Origin of the sequence: Streptomyces sp. NBC_00572, assembly GCF_026341815.1 — a bacterium.
Taxonomy (GTDB): Bacteria; Actinomycetota; Actinomycetes; order Streptomycetales; family Streptomycetaceae; genus Streptomyces.
In genome coordinates, this window is sequence record NZ_JAPENX010000001.1 from 4,693,386 (window position 1) to 4,712,623 (window position 19,238).

Annotated in this window: 17 protein-coding genes; 12 read left to right on the forward strand and 5 right to left on the reverse strand. The window is 71.6% G+C overall.

All coding sequences use genetic code 11. From position 1 onward, the window contains the following. Window positions 1–49: 49 nt before the first annotated feature. Entirely contained in the window at window positions 50–352 is a 303-nt protein-coding gene (locus OG514_RS21825; RefSeq protein WP_266897264.1) for a putative quinol monooxygenase, read from the reverse strand. A gap of 134 nt (window positions 353–486) precedes the next feature. On the opposite strand from OG514_RS21825, the gene OG514_RS21830 reads away from it, so the two are divergent. The 8 genes from OG514_RS21830 (at window position 487) to OG514_RS21865 (ending at window position 10,901) form a co-directional block, all read left to right on the forward strand. Next, window positions 487–2,409 carry an acyl-CoA dehydrogenase family protein gene (locus OG514_RS21830; protein WP_266897266.1) on the forward strand — a complete coding sequence of 641 codons (1,923 nt, stop codon included), beginning with the start codon at window positions 487–489 and terminating at the stop codon, window positions 2,407–2,409. 70 nt (window positions 2,410–2,479) lie between these two features. Continuing rightward, complete coding sequence (gene aroA, locus OG514_RS21835) at window positions 2,480–3,715, forward strand: 3-phosphoshikimate 1-carboxyvinyltransferase (RefSeq protein WP_266897268.1); 1,236 nt, start codon at window positions 2,480–2,482, stop codon at window positions 3,713–3,715. Window positions 3,716–3,764: 49 nt separating this feature from the next. After that, window positions 3,765–5,015, forward strand: a complete 1,251-nt coding sequence (gene dxr, locus OG514_RS21840; RefSeq protein ID WP_266897270.1) for a 1-deoxy-D-xylulose-5-phosphate reductoisomerase — start codon at window positions 3,765–3,767, stop codon at window positions 5,013–5,015. Beyond that, window positions 5,012–6,319 (forward strand): RIP metalloprotease, encoded by a 1,308-nt coding sequence (locus tag OG514_RS21845; protein WP_266897272.1) that lies wholly within the window; start codon window positions 5,012–5,014, stop codon window positions 6,317–6,319. The genes dxr and OG514_RS21845 overlap by 4 nt, the downstream gene beginning before the upstream one ends. Window positions 6,320–6,423: 104 nt before the next feature. Next, a complete protein-coding gene (gene ispG, locus OG514_RS21850) occupies window positions 6,424–7,581 on the forward strand; it encodes a flavodoxin-dependent (E)-4-hydroxy-3-methylbut-2-enyl-diphosphate synthase (RefSeq protein ID WP_266897274.1) in 1,158 nt (385 codons plus the stop codon). A 131-nt stretch (window positions 7,582–7,712) separates the two neighbouring features. After that, a complete protein-coding gene (locus OG514_RS21855; RefSeq protein WP_266897276.1) occupies window positions 7,713–8,558 on the forward strand; it encodes a GNAT family N-acetyltransferase in 846 nt (281 codons plus the stop codon). 28 nt (window positions 8,559–8,586) lie between these two features. Continuing rightward, window positions 8,587–9,132: a GNAT family N-acetyltransferase gene (locus tag OG514_RS21860; RefSeq protein WP_266897278.1), complete on the forward strand. Its 546-nt coding sequence runs from the start codon at window positions 8,587–8,589 to the stop codon at window positions 9,130–9,132. A gap of 68 nt (window positions 9,133–9,200) precedes the next feature. Continuing rightward, window positions 9,201–10,901 carry a proline--tRNA ligase gene (locus OG514_RS21865; protein WP_266897280.1) on the forward strand — a complete coding sequence of 567 codons (1,701 nt, stop codon included), beginning with the start codon at window positions 9,201–9,203 and terminating at the stop codon, window positions 10,899–10,901. Between the two features lie 66 nt (window positions 10,902–10,967). Here OG514_RS21865 and OG514_RS21870 read toward each other — a convergent pair whose 3' ends face one another. From OG514_RS21870 to OG514_RS21885, 4 genes are read right to left on the reverse strand one after another with little or no spacing between them, the layout of a single operon-like run. After that, the gene (locus OG514_RS21870) at window positions 10,968–11,891 is read right to left on the reverse strand and encodes a slipin family protein (protein WP_266897282.1); all 924 of its coding nucleotides are present in this window, start codon (window positions 11,889–11,891) and stop codon (window positions 10,968–10,970) included. 45 nt (window positions 11,892–11,936) lie between these two features. After that, a complete protein-coding gene (locus OG514_RS21875) occupies window positions 11,937–12,836 on the reverse strand; it encodes an aminoglycoside phosphotransferase family protein (RefSeq protein WP_266897284.1) in 900 nt (299 codons plus the stop codon). A gap of 31 nt (window positions 12,837–12,867) precedes the next feature. Further along, a complete protein-coding gene (locus tag OG514_RS21880; protein WP_266897286.1) occupies window positions 12,868–13,284 on the reverse strand; it encodes a ferritin-like domain-containing protein in 417 nt (138 codons plus the stop codon). Continuing rightward, window positions 13,281–13,826 (reverse strand): hypothetical protein, encoded by a 546-nt coding sequence (locus OG514_RS21885; protein ID WP_266897288.1) that lies wholly within the window; start codon window positions 13,824–13,826, stop codon window positions 13,281–13,283. Before OG514_RS21885 ends, OG514_RS21880 begins: the two co-directional genes overlap by 4 nt. A gap of 179 nt (window positions 13,827–14,005) precedes the next feature. Between OG514_RS21885 and rimP the strand changes: the two genes are divergently transcribed. The 4 genes from rimP (at window position 14,006) to infB (ending at window position 19,125) form a co-directional block, all read left to right on the forward strand. Further along, window positions 14,006–14,503, forward strand: a complete 498-nt coding sequence (gene rimP / locus OG514_RS21890; protein WP_266897290.1) for a ribosome maturation factor RimP — start codon at window positions 14,006–14,008, stop codon at window positions 14,501–14,503. A 2-nt stretch (window positions 14,504–14,505) separates the two neighbouring features. After that, window positions 14,506–15,501, forward strand: coding sequence for a transcription termination factor NusA (gene nusA / locus OG514_RS21895; RefSeq protein ID WP_266897292.1), 996 nt, complete (start codon window positions 14,506–14,508; stop codon window positions 15,499–15,501). Window positions 15,502–15,575: 74 nt separating this feature from the next. After that, complete coding sequence (locus OG514_RS21900) at window positions 15,576–15,857, forward strand: YlxR family protein (RefSeq protein ID WP_266897294.1); 282 nt, start codon at window positions 15,576–15,578, stop codon at window positions 15,855–15,857. 151 nt (window positions 15,858–16,008) lie between these two features. Further along, window positions 16,009–19,125 (forward strand): translation initiation factor IF-2, encoded by a 3,117-nt coding sequence (gene infB / locus OG514_RS21905; protein ID WP_266897296.1) that lies wholly within the window; start codon window positions 16,009–16,011, stop codon window positions 19,123–19,125. Window positions 19,126–19,238 lie beyond the last annotated feature (113 nt).

Consider the following 19,238-nt stretch of genomic DNA (forward strand, 5'->3'; position numbering starts at 1 on the left):
CGAACCAGGCGGTCCGAGCCCACTGTGCGGGGGCTCGGACCGCCTTTCGTCATGCGACGGGTGCGTCGACGAGGCGGACGACCTCGGCGGGCCCGGCCCGGAAGGCCTTGTTCGCGGCGTCGGCCGCGGCCATGTGCGGGGCGGCGTCGTGCGCGGCGAGGGCCTCGGCCGAGGCCCAGCGCTCGATCAGGGCGAAGCGGTCGGGGTCGTCCGCCACCCGGTGGAGGTCGTACTGCAGGCAGCCGTCCTCCGCCCGTACGAGGGGTGCGAGCGCCTCGAAGGCGGCGACCTGTTCCGCACCCCGGCCGGGCAGCGTGGCGACGAGGACGATGAGCTTGATCGACTGAGACATGCCGCGGACCCTACGCGCGCCCCTCCCGGACGGTCGGGGCGTCTCAGCAGGAGGACGCGGGCGGAGCGGCGTCCCTCCTCTTTCCGAAATGCCAGAAATCGGGTACGACGGACACGAAGCCCAAGGAGGTGTCCATGTCCGCCCCCACCCAGCGGCCCAAGGTCACAGCGCACGAGGCCCGGCAGACCGCCGAGGCCGCACGCGAGCGGGACTGGCACAAGCCCAGCTTCGCCAAGGAGCTGTTCCTCGGCCGGTTCCGGCTGGACCTCGTCCATCCCCACCCGCTCCCCGCCGAGGAGGACGCCCGGCGCGGCGAGGCCTTTCTCGCCACCCTCCGCGCGTTCTGCGAGACCCGGATCGACGGCGCCCGCATCGAGCGCGAGGCGCGCATCCCCGACGAGACGCTCACCGGGCTCAAGGAACTCGGCGCGCTCGGGATGAAGATCGACCGGAAGTACGGCGGCCTCGGCCTCACCCAGCTGTACTACAACCGCGCCCTCGCCCTCGTGGGCTCCGCCAGTCCCGCCGTCGGCGCGCTGCTCTCCGCGCATCAGTCGATCGGCGTACCGCAGCCGCTTAAGCTTTTCGGCACCCAGGAGCAGAAGGACGCGTTCCTGCCGCGGCTCGCCCGTACCGACCTCTCCGCCTTCCTGCTCACCGAGCCCGACGTCGGCTCCGACCCGGCGCGCCTCGCGACCACCGCGGTGCCCGACGGGGACTCGTACGTCCTCGACGGGGTCAAGCTCTGGACCACCAACGGGGTCGTGGCCGACCTGCTCGTCGTCATGGCCCGCGTGCCCGCCTCCGAGGGACACCCCGGCGGCATCACCGCCTTCGTCGTCGAGGCCGACTCGCCCGGCATCACCGTCGAGCACCGCAACGCCTTCATGGGCCTGCGCGGCCTGGAGAACGGCGTCACCCGCTTCCACCGCGTGCGCGTGCCCGCCGCCCACCGCATCGGCCCCGAGGGCGCCGGTCTCAAGATCGCCCTCACCACCCTCAACACCGGCCGCCTCTCGCTCCCCGCGGCCTGCGCGGGCGCCGGGAAGTGGTGCCTGAAGATCGCCCGCGAATGGGCGGGCGTCCGCGAGCAGTGGGGCGGGCCGGTCGGCCGGCACGAGGCCGTCGGCACCAAGATCTCCTTCATCGCGGCCACCACCTTCGCCCTGGAGGCGGTCGTCGACCTCGCGTCGCAGATGGCCGACGAGGACCGCAACGACATCCGGATCGAGGCCGCCCTCGCCAAGCTGTACGGCTCCGAGATGGCCTGGCTCATCGCCGACGAACTCGTCCAGATCCGGGGCGGCCGCGGCTACGAGACCGCCGACTCGCTCGCCGCCCGCGGCGAACGCGCCGTCCCCGCCGAGCAGGTCCTGCGCGATCTGCGGATCAACCGGATCTTCGAGGGCTCGACCGAGATCATGCATCTGCTGATCGCCCGCGAGGCGGTCGACGCCCACCTCTCCGTCGCCGGTGACCTCATCGACCCCGGGAAGTCTCTCGCCGACAAGGCGAAGGCCGGTGCGCGGGCGGGCGGCTTCTACGCCCGCTGGCTGCCCGGCCTCGTCACCGGGCCCGGACAGCTGCCGGGGGCGTACGGGGAGTTCGGCGAGCTGGCGGGGCACCTCCGGTACGTCGAGCGGACCTCCCGCAAGCTCGCCCGCTCCACCTTCTACGCGATGTCCCGCTGGCAGGGCCGGATGGAGCTCAAGCAGGCCTTCCTCGGCCGGATCGTCGACATCGGCGCCGAACTCTTCGCGATGAGCGCCGCCTGCGTACGGGCCGAACTCCTGCGCACCACCGGAGACCACGGCCGCGAGGCCCATCAGCTCGCCGACGCCTTCTGCCACCAGGCCCGGCTGCGGATCGAGGAGCTCTTCGGGCGGCTCTGGTCCAACACCGACGACCTCGACCGGCGGGTCGCCGACGGCGTCCTCGCCGGCCGGTACACCTGGCTGGAGGAGGGCATCGTCGACCCGAGCGACGACGGCCCCTGGATCGCGGACGCCACCCCCGGCCCCTCGACGCAGGAGGACGTCCACCGCCGCATCCCATGAACGACCCGCCCGCGTTCCGCCATGCGGAACGCGGGTCCACCGGGCGGGACGGAACGGCAGGATGTGGGACGTGACCGTCATCGACATCCCCGGCTCCAAGTCCGTCACCGCCCGCGCGCTCTTCCTCGCCGCCGCGGCCGAGGGCACCACCACCCTCCTCAGGCCCCTCGTCTCCGACGACACCGAGGGCTTCGCCGAGGGCCTCGCCGCCCTCGGCTACGCCGTCCGCCGCGAGCCCGACGCCTGGCACATCGAGGGCCGCCCCGCCGGCCCCGGCGCGGACACCGCCGACGTCTACTGCCGCGACGGCGCCACCACCGCCCGCTTCCTGCCCACCCTCGCCGCCGCGGGCCACGGCACCTACCGCTTCGACGCCTCCGCGCAGATGAGACGGCGGCCCCTCGCCCCGCTGACGGAGGCCCTGCGCACCCTCGGCGTCGACCTGCGGCACGGCGAGAAGGAGGGGCACCACCCCCTCGACGTCCACGCCCACGGTGTGAAGGGCGGCGCGCTCACCCTCGACGCCGGCCAGTCCTCCCAGTACCTGACGGCCCTGCTCATGCTGGGTCCGCTCACCGCCGAGGGCCTCGACATCACCGTCACCGACCTGGTCTCGGAGCCGTACGTCGAGATCACGCTGGCGATGATGCGGAGCTTCGGCGCCGAGATCCGCCAGGAGGGACGGACCTACCGGGTCGCCCCCACCGGCTACCGGGCCAGGACGTACGGCATCGAGCCCGACGCCTCCACCGCCAGCTACTTCTTCGCCGCCGCGGCCCTCGAACCCGGGCGCTCCGTCACCGTCCCCGGCCTCGGCACCGGCGCGCTCCAGGGCGACCTCGGCTTCGTCGACGTGCTGCGCCGCATGGGCGCCGACGTCGAGATCGGCGACACGGGCACCACCGTCCGCTCCACCGGCACCCTGCGCGGCCTCACGGTCAACATGCGGGACATCTCCGACACGATGCCGACGCTCGCCGCGATCGCGCCCTTCGCCGACGGGCCGGTCCGCATCGAGGACGTCGCCAACACCCGGGTCAAGGAGTGCGACCGCCTCGACGCCTGCGCCGAGAACCTCCGCCGCCTCGGCATCACCGTCCGCACCGGCCCCGACTGGATCGAGATCCACCCCGGCACGCCCACCGGACCCGTCGAGATCGCCACCCACGGCGACCACCGGATCGTCATGGCCTTCGCGGTCACCGCCCTGCGCACTCCCGGCATCACCTTCGACGACCCCGGCTGTGTGAAGAAGACGTTCCCCGACTTCCACCGGGTCTTCGACACGTTCGTCCGCAACCGGTGAAGCCCGCCCCCGTGAAGACCGGCCGGCGTTTGCGGCAAGAATGGGGGGCATGAGCGACCGCCCCTCTCCTCTCGCCGATCCCCATATCGCCTTCGACGTCTCCGAAGGACGCCGGGACATCGTCGTCCTCGGCTCGACCGGGTCCATCGGTACCCAGGCCATCGACCTGGTGCTGCGCAACCCCGACCGCTTCCGGGTCACCGCCCTGGCCGCCTCGGGCGGCCGGGTCGCGCTGCTCGCCGAGCAGGCGTACCGGCTGAAGGTCGCCGCGGTCGCCGTGGCCCGCGAGGAGGTGCTGCCGGAGCTGCGTGACGCGCTGAAGGCGCTGTACGGCTCCGAGCCGCTGCCCGAGCTCCTCTCGGGCCCCGACGCCGCCACTCGGCTCGCCGCCTCGCCGTGCCACACCGTCCTCAACGGCATCACCGGCTCCATCGGCCTGGCGCCGACCCTCGCCGCCCTCGAAGCCGGCCGCACCCTCGCCCTCGCCAACAAGGAGTCGCTGATCGTCGGCGGCCCCCTGGTGAAGGCGCTCGCGAAGCCCGGTCAGATCATCCCGGTCGACTCCGAGCACGCCGCCCTCTTCCAGGCGCTGGCCGCGGGCACCCGCGCCGACGTCCGCAAGCTGGTCGTCACCGCCTCCGGCGGCCCCTTCCGCGGCCGTACGCGCGCGCAGCTCGCCGACGTCACCCGCGAGGACGCGCTCGCCCACCCGACCTGGGCCATGGGCCCGGTGATCACGGTGAACAGCGCCACCCTGGTCAACAAGGGCCTGGAGGTCATCGAGGCCCACCTGCTCTACGACATCCCCTTCGACCGCATCGAGGTCGTCGTCCACCCGCAGTCGTACGTGCACTCGATGGTGGAGTTCACGGACGGCTCCACGCTCGCCCAGGCCACCCCGCCGGACATGGGCGGGCCGATCGCCATCGGCATCGGCTGGCCCGAGCGGGTCCCGGACGCGGCCCCCGCGTTCGACTGGTCCAAGGCCTCCACCTGGGAGTTCTTCCCGCTCGACACCGAGGCGTTCCCGTCGGTCGGCCTGGCCCGGCACGTCGGCGAGCTGGGCGGCACCGCCCCCGCCGTGTTCAACGCCGCCAACGAGGAGTGCGTCGAGGCGTTTCTCGCGGGACGGCTGCCGTTCAACGGAATCATGGATACGGTCACAGCGGTCGTCACCGAGCACGGAAAGCCCGGCGGGGGAACCTCGCTCACGGTGTCGGACGTCCTCGAAGCGGAGACCTGGGCACGCGCCCGGGCCCGAGAGCTCGCAGCGAAGGCAACAGCGGAGGCCCGCGCATGAACGAAATGCTCCTGTACGCCCTGGGCATCGTGCTGTTCGCCCTCGGCCTCCTCGTCTCCATCGCCTGGCACGAGCTGGGCCACCTCTCCACGGCCAAGCTCTTCGGCATCCGCGTGCCGCAGTACATGGTCGGCTTCGGACCCACGGTCTGGTCGAGGAAGCGCGGCGAGACCGAGTACGGCATCAAGGCCATCCCCGCCGGCGGCTACATCCGCATGATCGGCATGTTCCCGCCGGGCGAGGACGGCAAGATCGAGGCCCGCTCCACCTCGCCCTGGCGCTCCATGATCGAGGACGCCCGGGAGGCCTCGTACGAGGAGCTCAAGCCCGGCGACGAGACCCGGCTCTTCTACACGCGCAAGCCGTGGAAGCGCGTGATCGTGATGTTCGCCGGACCGTTCATGAACCTGGTCCTGGCGGCGGCGCTGTTCTTCGGCTCGATGATGACGCTGGGCATCGAGGGCCAGACGACGCAGGTCGCGGGCGTCCAGAAGTGCGTGATCAAGCAGAGCGAGAAGCGCGAGAAGTGCGCGGCGAGTGACCCGGTCTCCCCGGCGTTCAAGGCCGGCCTCAAGGAGGGCGACAAGATCGTCGCCTTCAACGGCACCCCGGTGAGCGACTGGGACACCCTCTCCGACCGCATCCGCGACACCATCGGCCCGGCGACGGTCACCATCGAGCGGGCCGGACAGCGCATCGACCTGCACCCCACGCTCGTCTCCAACCAGGTGCCGAAGAAGGACGAGGACGGCAACGTCGTCCGGCCCGTCGCGTACGGGCCCGCCGGCTACCTCGGCTTCTCCTCCAAGACCGAGGTCGCGCCCCTCTCCTTCGGTGAGACCACCGACCGGATGACCGAGCTCCTGGAGACCGGTGTCCACTCCGTCATCGCCCTCCCGCAGAAGATCCCCGGCCTGTGGGACGCCACGTTCGGCGACGGCGAGCGCGCCGACGACTCGCCGGTCGGTGTCCTGGGCGCCGCCCGGATCACCGGCGAACTGATGACCGTCGAGGCCCCGCCCGAGCGGATCCTCGTGTATTTCATGAACATCCTGGTGATGTTCAACGTCTCGCTGTTCCTGTTCAACATGCTCCCGCTGCTGCCGCTCGACGGCGGTCACATCGCGGGCGCCCTGTGGGAGTCCGTACGCCGCCACACGGCCCGGATCTTCAAGCGCCCCGACCCCGGCCCGTTCGACGTGGCCAAGCTGATGCCCGCCGCCTACGTGGTGGCCGGTGTCTTCGTCTGCTTCACGCTGCTCGTCCTCGCCGCCGACATCGTCAATCCGGTGAAGATCACGTAGTTCCCAGGGGAGGCCGGACCCCGTGGTGTCCGGCCTCCCGCCCCCGGGGCGGTAACCTCGGAGACCTGAGCCCGCCGACGCACAACCTTGAGGTTGCACAAAAGATGACCGCGATTTCTCTCGGTATCCCGACCGTCCCGACCCGGCTCGCCGAGCGGCGCAAGAGCCGCCAGATCCAGGTCGGCAGCGTGGCCGTCGGCGGTGACGCACCCGTCTCCGTGCAGTCGATGACCACCACCCGCACGTCCGACATCGGCGCCACGCTGCAGCAGATCGCCGAGCTGACGGCCTCCGGCTGCCAGATCGTGCGCGTGGCCTGCCCCACCCAGGACGACGCCGACGCCCTCGCGGTCATCGCGCGGAAGTCGCAGATCCCGGTGATCGCCGACATCCACTTCCAGCCGAAGTACGTCTTCGCGGCGATCGACGCGGGCTGCGCGGCGGTCCGCGTCAACCCCGGCAACATCAAGCAGTTCGACGACAAGGTCAAGGAGATCGCCAAGGCGGCCTCCGACGCCCGCACCCCGATCCGCATCGGCGTCAACGCCGGCTCGCTCGACGCGCGCCTGCTCAAGAAGTACGGCAAGGCCACCCCCGAGGCGCTCGTCGAGTCCGCCCTCTGGGAGGCCTCCCTCTTCGAGGAGCACGGCTTCCGCGACATCAAGATCTCGGTCAAGCACAACGACCCGGTGATCATGGTCGAGGCCTACCGCCAGCTCGCCGCCCAGTGCGACTACCCGCTGCACCTCGGCGTCACCGAGGCGGGCCCCGCCTTCCAGGGCACCATCAAGTCGGCCGTCGCCTTCGGCGCGCTGCTCTCCCAGGGCATCGGCGACACCATCCGGGTCTCCCTCTCCGCGCCGCCGGCCGAGGAGATCAAGGTCGGCATGCAGATCCTGGAGTCGCTGAACCTGCGCCAGCGCCGCCTGGAGATCGTCTCCTGCCCGTCCTGCGGCCGCGCCCAGGTCGACGTCTACAAGCTGGCGGAGGAGGTCACCGCCGGGCTCGACGGCATGACCGTCCCGCTGCGCGTGGCCGTCATGGGCTGCGTCGTCAACGGCCCGGGCGAGGCCCGCGAGGCCGACCTCGGCGTCGCCTCGGGTAACGGCAAGGGCCAGATCTTCGTCAAGGGCGAGGTCATCAAGACCGTCCCCGAGTCGAAGATCGTCGAGACCCTCATCGAAGAGGCGCTGAAGATCGCCGAGCAGATGGAGAAGGACGGCGTCGCCAGCGGCGAGCCGTCGGTCGCCGTCGCCGGCTGACCCCCGGCCTCCCACGTCGAAGCCCCTCCACCCCACCGGGCGGAGGGGCTTCGTGTGCGTGAAGGGCCCCGCCACAGGCGAGCGGGGTAAAGTGCTGGGACCACGTAGAACCGTACGGTGAGGCCCCCTTCGTGCTGACACAACCCGCCACCCGGGTCCTCGAACCCGCCGACCTCGGCGCCGCACTCGCCGTTCTGGAGAGCGCCCCCGTCGAGAACGCCTTCGTGACCGCCCGCGTCCAGGTCGCCGGGCTCGACCCCTGGCGCCTCGGCGGCGAGATGTGGGGCTGGTACAGCGAGGGCCGGCTGCGCTCCCTCTGCTACTCCGGCGCCAACCTCGTGCCCCTCTGCGCGACCCCCGAGGCCGTCCGCGCCTTCGCCGACCGGGCCCGCAGGATCGGCCGCCGCTGCTCCTCGATCGTCGGCCCCGCCGAGCCCACCACCGAACTGTGGCGGCTCCTGGAGCCCAGCTGGGGGCCGGCAAGGGACGTCCGCGCCCGGCAGCCGCTGATGGTCGCCGAGGAAACCTCCGTCACCGTCGCCCCCGACCCGCTGGTGCGCCGCGTCCGCAAGGACGAGATGGACGTGATCATGCCCGCCTGCGTGGCCATGTTCACCGAGGAGGTCGGCATCTCCCCGCTCGCCAACGACGGTGGACTGCTCTACCAGGCCCGGGTCGCCGAGCTCGTCGGCGCCGGCCGCTCCTTCGCCCGCATCGAGGACGGCAAGGTCGTCTTCAAGGCCGAGATCGGCGCCGCCACCCGCCAGGCCTGCCAGATCCAGGGCGTCTGGGTCGCCCCCGAGCACCGCGGCAAGGGCCTCTCCGAATCGGGCATGGCCGCCGTCCTCCGGTACGCCCTGGCGGATGTCGCACCCGTCGTCAGCCTGTACGTGAACGACTACAACACCCCCGCGAGGGCCTCGTACCGCCGCGTCGGCTTCCAGGAGACCGGCGCCTTCATGAGCGTGCTGTTCTGAGGCCCCGGCCGCTTGTAGGGTGCGCCGCATGGATGACGCAGAAGTCATGATCGGACCGGTCAATCTCGCCGCCCGCGTGGACGAGGCACTCGCCGTGCAGGCGCTCGCCTTCGGCCTGGACGAGGACGAGATCGCCGTACGCCGGCACATCGTGCTGCGCCACCTGATGAGCCCCGGCGCCCGCGCCTACGGGGCCACCACCACCGACGGGAAGCTCGTCGGATTCGTGTACGGGATGCCCAACGACCGCGGTCACTGGTGGTCCACCGTCGTCGAGTCCTATCTGCGCGCCACCGGCACCACCGACTGGCTCGACGACTCCTTCGTCATCACCGAACTGCACGTCCACCCGGACCACCAGGGGCGCGGCGTGGGCCGCGAGCTGATCACCACCATCACCGACAGCGCCGCCGAGCCGCGCTCGATCCTCTCCGCGATCGACACCGAGAGCCCGGCCCGCGGCCTCTACCGCTCGCTCGGCTACGAGGACCTCGCCCGCCAGGTCCACTTCCCGAGCGCCGCTCGCCCGTACGCGGTGATGGGCGCGCCCCTGCCGCTCAAGCGCCGGAACTGATTTCTCCGACTCGGGGCGGCCCGGCTAATCTCGGGGCACCATCCTTACCCGGCAGGAGTACGAGAACCATGGCCAACGCACCGGTCCAGCGCATGTCCCAGTTGATGGCGAAGACGCTGCGCGACGACCCGGCCGACGCCGAGGTCCTCAGTCACAAGCTCCTCGTCCGTGCCGGTTACGTGCGCCGCACCGCCGCCGGCATCTGGAGCTGGCTGCCCCTCGGCAAGAAGGTCCTCTCCAATATCGAGCGCATCGTCCGCGAGGAGATGGACGCGATCGGCGCGCAGGAGGTCACCCTCCCCGCGCTGCTGCCGCGTGAGCCGTACGAGGCGACGGGCCGCTGGGACGAGTACGGCGCCGAGCTCTTCCGCCTCCAGGACCGCAAGGGCGGCGACTACCTCCTCGGCCCGACGCACGAGGAGATCTTCACCCTCCTGGTCAAGGACCAGTGCTCGTCCTACAAGGACCTGCCGGTCATCCTCTACCAGATCCAGAACAAGTTCCGTGACGAGGCCCGCCCCCGCGCCGGCATCCTCCGCGGCCGCGAGTTCCTGATGAAGGACTCGTACTCCTTCGACACGGAGGACGAGGGCCTCGCCCAGTCCTACGCCCTGCACCGCCAGGCCTACCAGCGGGTCTTCGAGCGCCTCGGCCTCGACTACCGCATCGTCGCGGCCACCGCCGGCGCGATGGGCGGCTCGAAGTCCGAGGAGTTCCTCGCCCCGGCCGAGGCCGGCGAGGACACCTTCGCCGACTGCCCGAACTGCGACTTCGCGGCGAACACCGAGGCGATCTCGTACGAGCTGCAGCCGGTCGACGGCTCCGCCGTCCCGGCCGCCGAGGAGATCCCCACCCCCGACACCCCGACCATCGAGACGCTGGCCGCCTCGCTCGGCGTCCCCGCCTCCGCCACGCTGAAGAACCTCCTGGTCAAGGTCGACGGCGAGATCGTCGCCGTGGGCGTGCCCGGCGACCGCGAGGTCGACATGGGCAAGGTCGAGGAGCACTTCGCCCCGGCGACCGTCGAGATGGTCACCGAGGCGGACTTCGCCGAGCGCGCGGACCTCGTACGGGGCTACGTCGGCCCGCAGGGCCTGGAGAAGGTCACGTACATCGCCGACCCCCGGGTGGCCCCGGGCACCGCGTGGATCACGGGTGCCAACAAGGACGGCATGCACGCGAAGAACGTCGTCGCGGGCCGTGACTTCGAGGTCGAGGAGTACGTCGACGTCGTCGTCGTGCAGGAGGGCGACCCGTGCCCCAAGTGCGGCACCGGCCTGAAGCTGGACCGCGCCATCGAGATCGGCCACATCTTCCAGCTGGGCCGCAAGTACGCCGACGCCCTCAAGCTCGACGTCCTCGGCCAGAACGGCAAGCCCGTCCGCGTGACCATGGGCTCGTACGGCATCGGCGTCTCGCGCGCCGTCGCCGCGCTGGCCGAGCAGTCGGCCGACGAGAAGGGCCTGTGCTGGCCCGCCGAGGTCGCCCCGGCCGACGTCCACGTCGTCGCGGCCGGCAAGGCCCTCCAGACCGAGCTGGCCCTTGAGGTCTCCGACAAGCTGTCCGCCGCGGGCCTCCGCGTCCTGGTCGACGACCGCGCGGGCGTCTCCCCGGGCGTCAAGTTCACCGACGCGGAGCTGATGGGCGTCCCGAAGATCCTGGTCGCGGGCCGTCGCTCGGCGGAGGGCGTCGTGGAGCTCAAGGACCGCCGCACGGGCGACCGTGAGGAACTGACGGTGGACGAGGCGATCGCCCGCCTGACCGCCTGACGGTGGGAAGCGTGAGGGAGGGGCGGGGCCCCGAGGCCCCCGCCCCTCCCTCGCGTCGTGGAACCCTCAGGCGCCTTCCTCCGGTGGCGCCGGCTCCACCGACGCCCCCGCCAGGTCCTCCACCGGCTCCACCCCTTCCGCCGCGTGGGCCGCGCCCTTCAGATACGCGTCACTGACCGGCGGCGGCGTCGGCGTCACGGCGCGTTCCTCGTTCACGGCGGCCGGAGCCCCCAACGTCGACCGCTCCAGGAACCTCAGCAGCTCCACCGGGAACGGCAGTACCAGCGTCGAGTTCTTCTCCGCCGCCACCGCCACCACCGTCTGCAGTAGGCGCAGTTGCAGCGCCGCGGGCTGGTCGGACATGACCGCTGCCGCCTCCGCCAGCTTCTTCGAGGCCTGGAGTTCCGCGTCCGCGTTGATGACCCGCGCCCGGCGTTCCCGGTCGGCCTCGGCCTGCCGGGCCATCGAGCGCTTCATCGTCTCCGGGAGGGAGACGTCCTTGATCTCGACGCGGTCGATCGCGACGCCCCAGCCCATCGCCGGGCTGTCGAGCATCAGTTCAAGGCCCTGGTTGAGCTTCTCGCGGTTGGACAGCAGGTCGTCCAGATCGCTCTTGCCGATGATCGACCGCAGCGAGGTCTGGGCCATCTGCGAGACCGCGAACTTGTAGTCCTCGACCCGTATGAGGGCGTCCGCCGCGTCGACGACCTTGAAGTAGACGACCGCGTCGACCCGCACCGTCACGTTGTCCCGGGTGATGCCCTCCTGTGCGGGCACGGGCATCGTGACGATCTGCATGTTCACCTTGTGCAGGCGGTCCACGCCCGGAACGATCATCGTGAAGCCGGGCGCCCGCACGTCGTCGCGCAGCCGGCCGAAGCGGAAGACGATTCCTCGCTCGTACTGCTTCACGACGCGCGCCGCCGCAGCCGCGTACACGGCGGCCGCCGCGGCCACGCCGGCCGCAGCCACCAGCAGGTCTTCGATCATCACGGCCCCCTGGATTGAGCCGAACGGTACAAAAAGGGTATTCCCCTACAGCCAGCTCGCGAACTCCAGGAGCAGCTCGGCATCCTGTCGGCGTCCCGCCGTCAGCGCCCGCGTGCCCGACTCGACCGCGCGGAACAGCGTCCAGCCGCGCAGCCGCTCCCGGTCCAGGTCCAGGGAGTCCGCCAGTTTGTTGACCCGCCGCCGGGCCGCGGAGGCGCCCGAGGACGCGGCCACCAGGTCCTCGACCCGGTCCCGTACGAGCCGGGCCAGATCGTACGCCCGCTCGCCGACCAGCGGCTCCGGGCCGACGGCCAGCCAGGGCGCACGATCGCCGCCGAGCACCTTGCCCTGCCGGAAGTTCCCGTGCAGCAGCATCGACTCCGAGGAGGCCGCCACCAGCTCCTCGCGCGCCGCGAGCGCCGCCGCCGTCAGCTCGGCGGTCGCCGCCTCGGACCGGTACGGGACCATCGCCGCCGCCTGCCGGGCGGTCCATCCGGTCACGGTCTCGAAGCCGTGCTCCGCCGCGGGCTCGACCCACAGCTTGCGTACGGTCCCCGCCGCTTCCAGCAGCGCCTTCGCCTCGGGCAGCGAGCGCAGGGAGACCTCGGGGTGCAGTCGTTCGAGGACGAGCGCGCCCTCCTCGGCCTCGCCGAGGAGCTGGACCGCGCCCCAGCCGTTCCAGTGCGCGAGCGCGTCCCGCTCCAGGTCCGGCCGGGCGAACGGGGGCGCGATCTTGAGCGCGGCGGGGGAGCCGTCGGGCCGCCGGACGAGCACGACCAGGCTGCTCCGTCCGCCGGGCGCCATCACCCGTTCGGTGTCCAGCGAGGCGTGGTCGAGCACCTGATCGGCGAGCTCGGGCAGTTTCCCGAGCCACTCGGCCGCCGCGGCGTCCCCGTACGTCTCACCGAGCGTCCTGATCAGTCGCTGCGGCGGTTCGAAACCCATGCGTACGTTGTTCCTTCGGTCGGGGCGGGACTCACACCCGCTCGGCGAGCCCAGGAAAGGTTACGTCGCTGCCGCGCCAGCGGACGGCGCGTACCGCCGCCTCCCTCAGCGCGGCGGCCGCCTCGCGCCGCCCGGGGCCCTCGGTGGCCCGGACCAGGTCGGAGTAGATCCCGGCCACCCGGTCCTCCAGGACGGCCGCCAGGCGCACGGCGCCGGCCGGGTCCGTGACCCGGAACGGCAGCTCGTACGCGGCCTCCGCCGCGACCGGTGTGCCGCCGAGGTCGCGCACGCTCCGGCGCAGCGCCTCCCGGCGCGCCCGGTGCGCCTCGTACGCGGCGCTGGCCTCGGCCCGCCGTTCGGTACCGATCCGGCCGCCGACGACCCCGTACCCGTACACCGCCGCGTGTTCGGCGGCCAGCGCGGCCTGGGTCGCGTCGAGGGCGCTCATGCCCGTGCTCCTTCGGTCAGCAGGTACGCGTGCGCGGCGCCGGCGGCGGCCACGGAGGCGAGCAGCCGGGCGTACTCGGGCGGGGCCGTGACCAGCGCGGCGGTGTGCGCGTCGGAGGCGGTGCGTTCGGCCGCCGCGAGCTCCTTGAGCGCGGTCCGGGGGTCGGCCGCGACGGTCACGGGGACGGGGGAGGGCGCGGGCTTCGCGGAGGTGGCGCTCGGTGAGGCCGTCGCGGGCCGTACGGTCGTGCCGCCCTCGCCGAGGGCCTTGGCGTGCGCCGCCACCGAGCGCCGCAGCGGGTTCAGCCGGGGCGCGAGGGCCGGGTGCGCGGCGAGGGCCGCGTCGTAACGTTCCAGCAGGGTCCTGGAGGCGGTCACGGAGCGCAGCCGCAGGTTCGCCTCGGCCCGTGCCATCCGTTCGGCCTCCACTTCGGCGGCGCTGGGCTTCCGGGGGCCGGGGGCCTCGGAGGTGCAGCCCGACAGTGCCGCCGCGGCGGCGGAGATCCCCGCCGTCAGGAGTGCGCGCCTGCCCGTCGTCGTCACACTCTCTCCCTCGGCTGTGCTACGTGGTCGAAGATCGTCGGGATCACCGCAGGCGAGCGTACCCGCGGGCCCCGGGGCGATGGACGGCAACACCCTCCCGGACCGGATACCCTTTGGTCTGACACGCGACGAACACGCGGCGAACCCACAACAGCACACGCGGCCGAGGAGTCACCCGGATGAGCACCACCCAGAGCGACAGGCTGCGCGGACTCGTGGAGCCGCTCGTCCACGCGAAGGACCTGGATCTGGAAGAGATCGAGGTGTCCCGGGCCGGCCGTCGTGGACTGCTGCGGATCGTCGTCGACTCGGACGAGGGCGTGGAGCTGGACGTCTGTGCCGAGCTGAGCCGCGCGATCTCCGAGAAGCTCGACGAGACCGACGCGATGGGCGAGGGCGAGTACGTCCTCGAAGTCAGCTCCCCCGGCGCCGACCGCCCCCTGACCCAGCACCGCCACTACGTACGGGCCACCGGCCGGCTGGTCAAGCTCCAGCTCGCCGAAGCCGAAGAACTGGTCGCGCGGATCATCGCCGTGGACGACGACGGCCTCGACCTCGAAGTGCCGGGCGTGAAGGGGCGCAAGCCCACCGCCCGCCGGGTCGAGTTCGCCGACGTCGTCAAGGCGCGTGTCGAGATCGAGTTCAACCGCAAGGACAAGAAGGAAGAGGAGGCGTAGCCGTGGACATCGACGTGAAGCTGCTCAAGGGCTTGGCGAATGAGAAGGAGATCTCCTTCGACCTGCTGGTCGAGGCGATCGAGTCGGCCCTCCTCATCGCCTACCACCGCACCCCCGACGCCCGCCGCCACGCGCGTGTGGAGCTGGACCGGCTCACCGGTCACGTGACGGTGTGGGCGAAGGAAGACCCCTCCGACCTGGAGGAGGGCCAGGAGCCCAAGGACTTCGACGACACCCCGTCCGACTTCGGCCGGATCGCGGCGAGCACCGCCCGCCAGGTGATCCAGCAGCGACTGCGGGACGCCGAGAACGACGTGACGTTCGGCGAGTACGCGCGCCGCGAGGGCGATGTCGTCGCCGGTGTGGTGCAGCAGGGCAAGGACCCGAAGAACGTCCTGGTCCGGCTGGACGACAAGCTGGAAGCCATTCTTCCGGTGCAGGAGCAGGTGCCGGGCGAGGACTACACGCACGGTCTGCGTCTGCGGACGTACGTCGTCCGGGTGGCGAAGGGCGTCCGCGGTCCGTCCGTCACCCTTTCGCGCACCCACCCCAATCTGGTGAAGAAGCTGTTCGCCCTGGAGGTGCCCGAGATCGCCGACGGTTCCGTCGAGATCGCGGCCATCGCCCGTGAGGCCGGCCACCGCACCAAGATCGCCGTCCGCTCCACCCGTTCGGGCCTGAACCCCAAGGGCGCCTGCATCGGCCCGATGGGCAGCCGTGTCCGCAACGTGATGGCGGAGCTGCTCGGCGAGAAGATCGACATCGTCGACTGGTCGGACGACCCGGCCGAGATGGTGGCGAACGCGCTCTCCCCGGCTCGGGTGTCCAGGGTCGAGGTCGTCGACATGATGGCCCGCTCCGCCCGGGTGACGGTGCCGGACTACCAGCTGTCGCTGGCGATCGGCAAGGAGGGCCAGAACGCCCGCCTCGCCGCGCGCCTCACCGGCTGGCGGATCGACATCCGGCCGGACACCGAGCTGGACGGTCCGGAGAACTGAGACCGTTTTTGGCCAACAACTGTTCGATTCTTGCCCCAAACAGGTGAGGTCGGTACGGGGAGGTAGACTTAACCGTGTCTGGCCGGACGCATGCCTGCGCGTGCCCTGAGCGAACCTGTGTGGGATGCCGGGAGCGAGCGGCCAAGAGCGATCTACTGCGGATCGTGGTGAGCGAGGACGAGTGCGTTCCTGATCATCGCGGTACGCTGCCCGGCCGGGGTGCGTACCTGCACCCCGCCGTGGCTTGTCTCGATCTGGCGGTCCGCCGCCGAGCGTTCCCGAGGGCCTTCAAGGTCCAGGGCCCGCTCGAAACAGCGGAACTACGTCATCACATCGAACAGCCGGCACCGCAGTGAACAAGAAGTACGGCACGGAACACCGTGCGGTCAGGTACCTCGCGAGTTGGAAGTAGGTCGAGATTGCGATGAGCACTCGATGAGTACGCGATGAGTACGCCCATGAAGTAGCGACGGTCCGGCGGTAACCCGGACCTCACAAAGGAGCAAAGTGGCTAAGGTCCGGGTATACGAACTCGCCAAGGAGTTCGGTGTGGAGAGCAAGGTCGTCATGGCCAAGCTCCAAGAACTCGGTGAATTCGTCCGTTCGGCGTCCTCGACGATCGAGGCGCCGGTCGTGCGCAAGTTGACTGACGCTTTGCAGGGTCCCGGCGGCAACGCCGGCAAGACCGCTGCCAAGCCCGGCGCGCCCCGCAAGGCGGCGCCTTCCCCCGCGGCGCCGTCTCCGGCCGCCGCGGCTCGTCCCGCTGCCCCGAAGCCCGGCGCCCCGGCCCCCAAGCCGGCCCCCGCCGCGCCTGCGGCGCCGGCCCCGGTCACTCCGGCCGCGCCCGCCGCGAGCAGCACCCCCTCCACGGCTCCGGCCGCCTCGGGCCCCCGCCCGGGCCCGAAGCCCGCGCCCAAGCCGGTCACGCCGGCTCCGGCCGCACCCGAGTTCACCGCGCCCCCGTCGGCTCCCGCCGCCGGTCAGCGCCCCGGTGGCGCCGCCCAGGGACCCCGTCCCACCGGCGACCGCCCCGAGCGTCCCGCCCGTCCGCAGGGTCAGGGCGCGCCGCGTCCGCAGGGCCAGGGTGCCCCGCGTCCGCAGGGCCAGGGCGCTCCCCGTCCGGGCGGTGCCCGTCCGGCCGGTCCGCGTCCGGGCAACAACCCCTTCACCTCGGGTGGCTCCACCGGCATGGCGCGTCCGCAGACGCCCCGTCCGGGTGGCGGCGCTCCCCGTCCCGGCGGCCCCGGTGCCGCTCCGGGCGCCCCGCGTCCGCAGGGTGGCCCCGGCGGCGCTCCGCGCCCGCAGGGTCAGGGCGGCGCGCGTCCCACCCCCGGTGGGATGCCTCGCCCGCAGGCTCCCCGTCCGGGCGGCGCGCCCGGCGGTAACCGTCCCAACCCGGGCATGATGCCGCAGCGTCCCGCTGCCGGCCCGCGTCCCGGTCCCGGCGGCGGTGGCCGTGGTCCCGGTGGCCCCGGCGGCCGTCCGGGTGGTCCCGGCGGTGGCGGCGGCGGTCGTCCCGGCTTCGCCGGTCGTCCGGCCGGTCCCGGCGGTGGCGGCGGCGGCTTCGCCGGTCGTCCCGGTGGTCCCGGTGGTGGCGGCGGCGGTCGTCCGGGTGGTCCCGGCGGCGGTGGCGGCGGCTTCGGCGGTCGTCCCGGTGGCTTCGGTGGCCGTCCCGGCGGTCCGGGTGGACGTGGTGGCACGCAGGGCGCCTTCGGTCGCCCCGGCGGTCCCGCGCGTCGCGGTCGCAAGTCGAAGCGTCAGAGGCGCCAGGAGTACGAGGCCATGCAGGCCCCGTCCGTGGGCGGCGTGATGCTGCCTCGCGGCCACGGCGAAGCCATTCGCCTGTCGCGCGGTGCTTCCCTCACCGACTTCGCCGAGAAGATCGGCGCCAACCCGGCGTCGCTCGTCGCGGTGATGATGAACCTCGGTGAGATGGTCACGGCCACGCAGTCCGTCTCCGACGACACGCTGACGATGCTCGGCGAGGAGATGAACTACACCGTTCAGATCGTCTCGCCGGAGGAAGAGGACCGCGAGCTCCTCGAGTCCTTCGACATCGAGTTCGGCGAGGACGAGGGCGGCGAAGAGGCTCTGGTCTCCCGTCCGCCGGTCGTCACCGTCATGGGTCACGTCGACCACGGTAAGACCCGACTTCTCGACGCGATCCGCAAGACGAACGTCGTCGCGGGCGAGGCCGGTGGCATCACCCAGCACATCGGTGCCTACCAGGTGGGTACCGAGGTCAACGGCGAAGAGCGTCGCATCACCTTCATCGACACCCCGGGTCACGAGGCGTTCACCGCCATGCGTGCCCGTGGTGCGAAGTCGACCGACATCGCGATCCTCGTGGTCGCGGCCAACGACGGTGTCATGCCGCAGACGATCGAGGCGCTCAACCACGCCAAGGCCGCCGGCGTCCCGATCGTCGTCGCGGTCAACAAGATCGACGTCGAGGGTGCGGACCCGACCAAGGTCCGCGGTCAGCTGACCGAGTTCGGTCTGGTGGCCGAGGAGTACGGCGGCGACACGATGTTCGTCGACATCTCCGCCAAGCAGGGTCTGCACATCGACTCCCTGCTGGAGGCCGTCGTCCTCACCGCCGACGCCTCGCTCGACCTGCGGGCCAACCCGAACCAGGACGCGCAGGGTATTGCGATCGAGTCCCACCTCGACCGTGGTCGCGGTGCCGTCTCGACCGTCCTGGTCCAGCGCGGAACGCTGCGCATCGGCGACACCGTGGTGGTCGGCGACGCGTACGGCCGTGTCCGGGCGATGCTCGACGACAAGGGCAACAACGTCGAGGAGGCGACCCCGTCGACTCCCGTCCTGGTCCTGGGTCTCACCAACGTCCCGGGTGCCGGCGACAACCTCCTGGTTGTCGACGAGGACCGTACGGCCCGTCAGATCGCCGAGAAGCGCGCTGCGCGTGAGCGCAACGCCGCCTTCGCCAAGCGCGTCCGCCGGGTGTCCCTCGAGGACCTCGACAAGGTGCTCAAGGCCGGTCTCGTCCAGGAACTCAACCTCATCATCAAGGGCGACGCGTCCGGTGCGGTCGAGGCCCTGGAGGCTTCGCTGCTCCAGCTCGACGTCGGCGAAGAGGTCGACATCCGTGTCCTGCACCGCGGTGTGGGTGCGGTCACCGAGTCGGACATCGACCTGGCCATGGGCTCCGACGCCATCGTCATCGGCTACAACGTCCGTGCGGCCGGCCGTGCCGCGCAGATGGCGGAGCGCGAGGGCGTCGACGTCCGGTACTACTCGGTCATCTACCAGGCGATCGAGGAGATCGAGGCGGCGCTCAAGGGCCTCCTCAAGCCGGAGTACGAAGAGGTCGAGCTCGGTACGGCGGAGATCCGCGAGGTCTTCCGCTCGTCCAAGCTGGGCAACATCGCCGGTGTCCTCATCCGCTCCGGCGAGGTCAAGCGCAACACCAAGGCGCGCCTCGTCCGCGACGGCAAGGTCATCGCCGAGGACCTCACGATCCACGGTCTGCGCCGCTTCAAGGACGACGTCACCGAGATCCGCGAAGGCTTCGAGGGCGGTATCAACCTCGGAAACTTCAACGACATCAAGATCGACGACGTCATCGCGACGTACGAGATGCGCGAGAAGCCGCGCAACTGATCGCGTCGGGTCGGAGCGATCCGATCGCAGCAGTGAGCCGGGGCCGGTCGGCGGAAAGTATTCCGTCGATCGGCCCCGGCCGTTGCGTGTACGGTTTCGGATGTCCCCGCCGA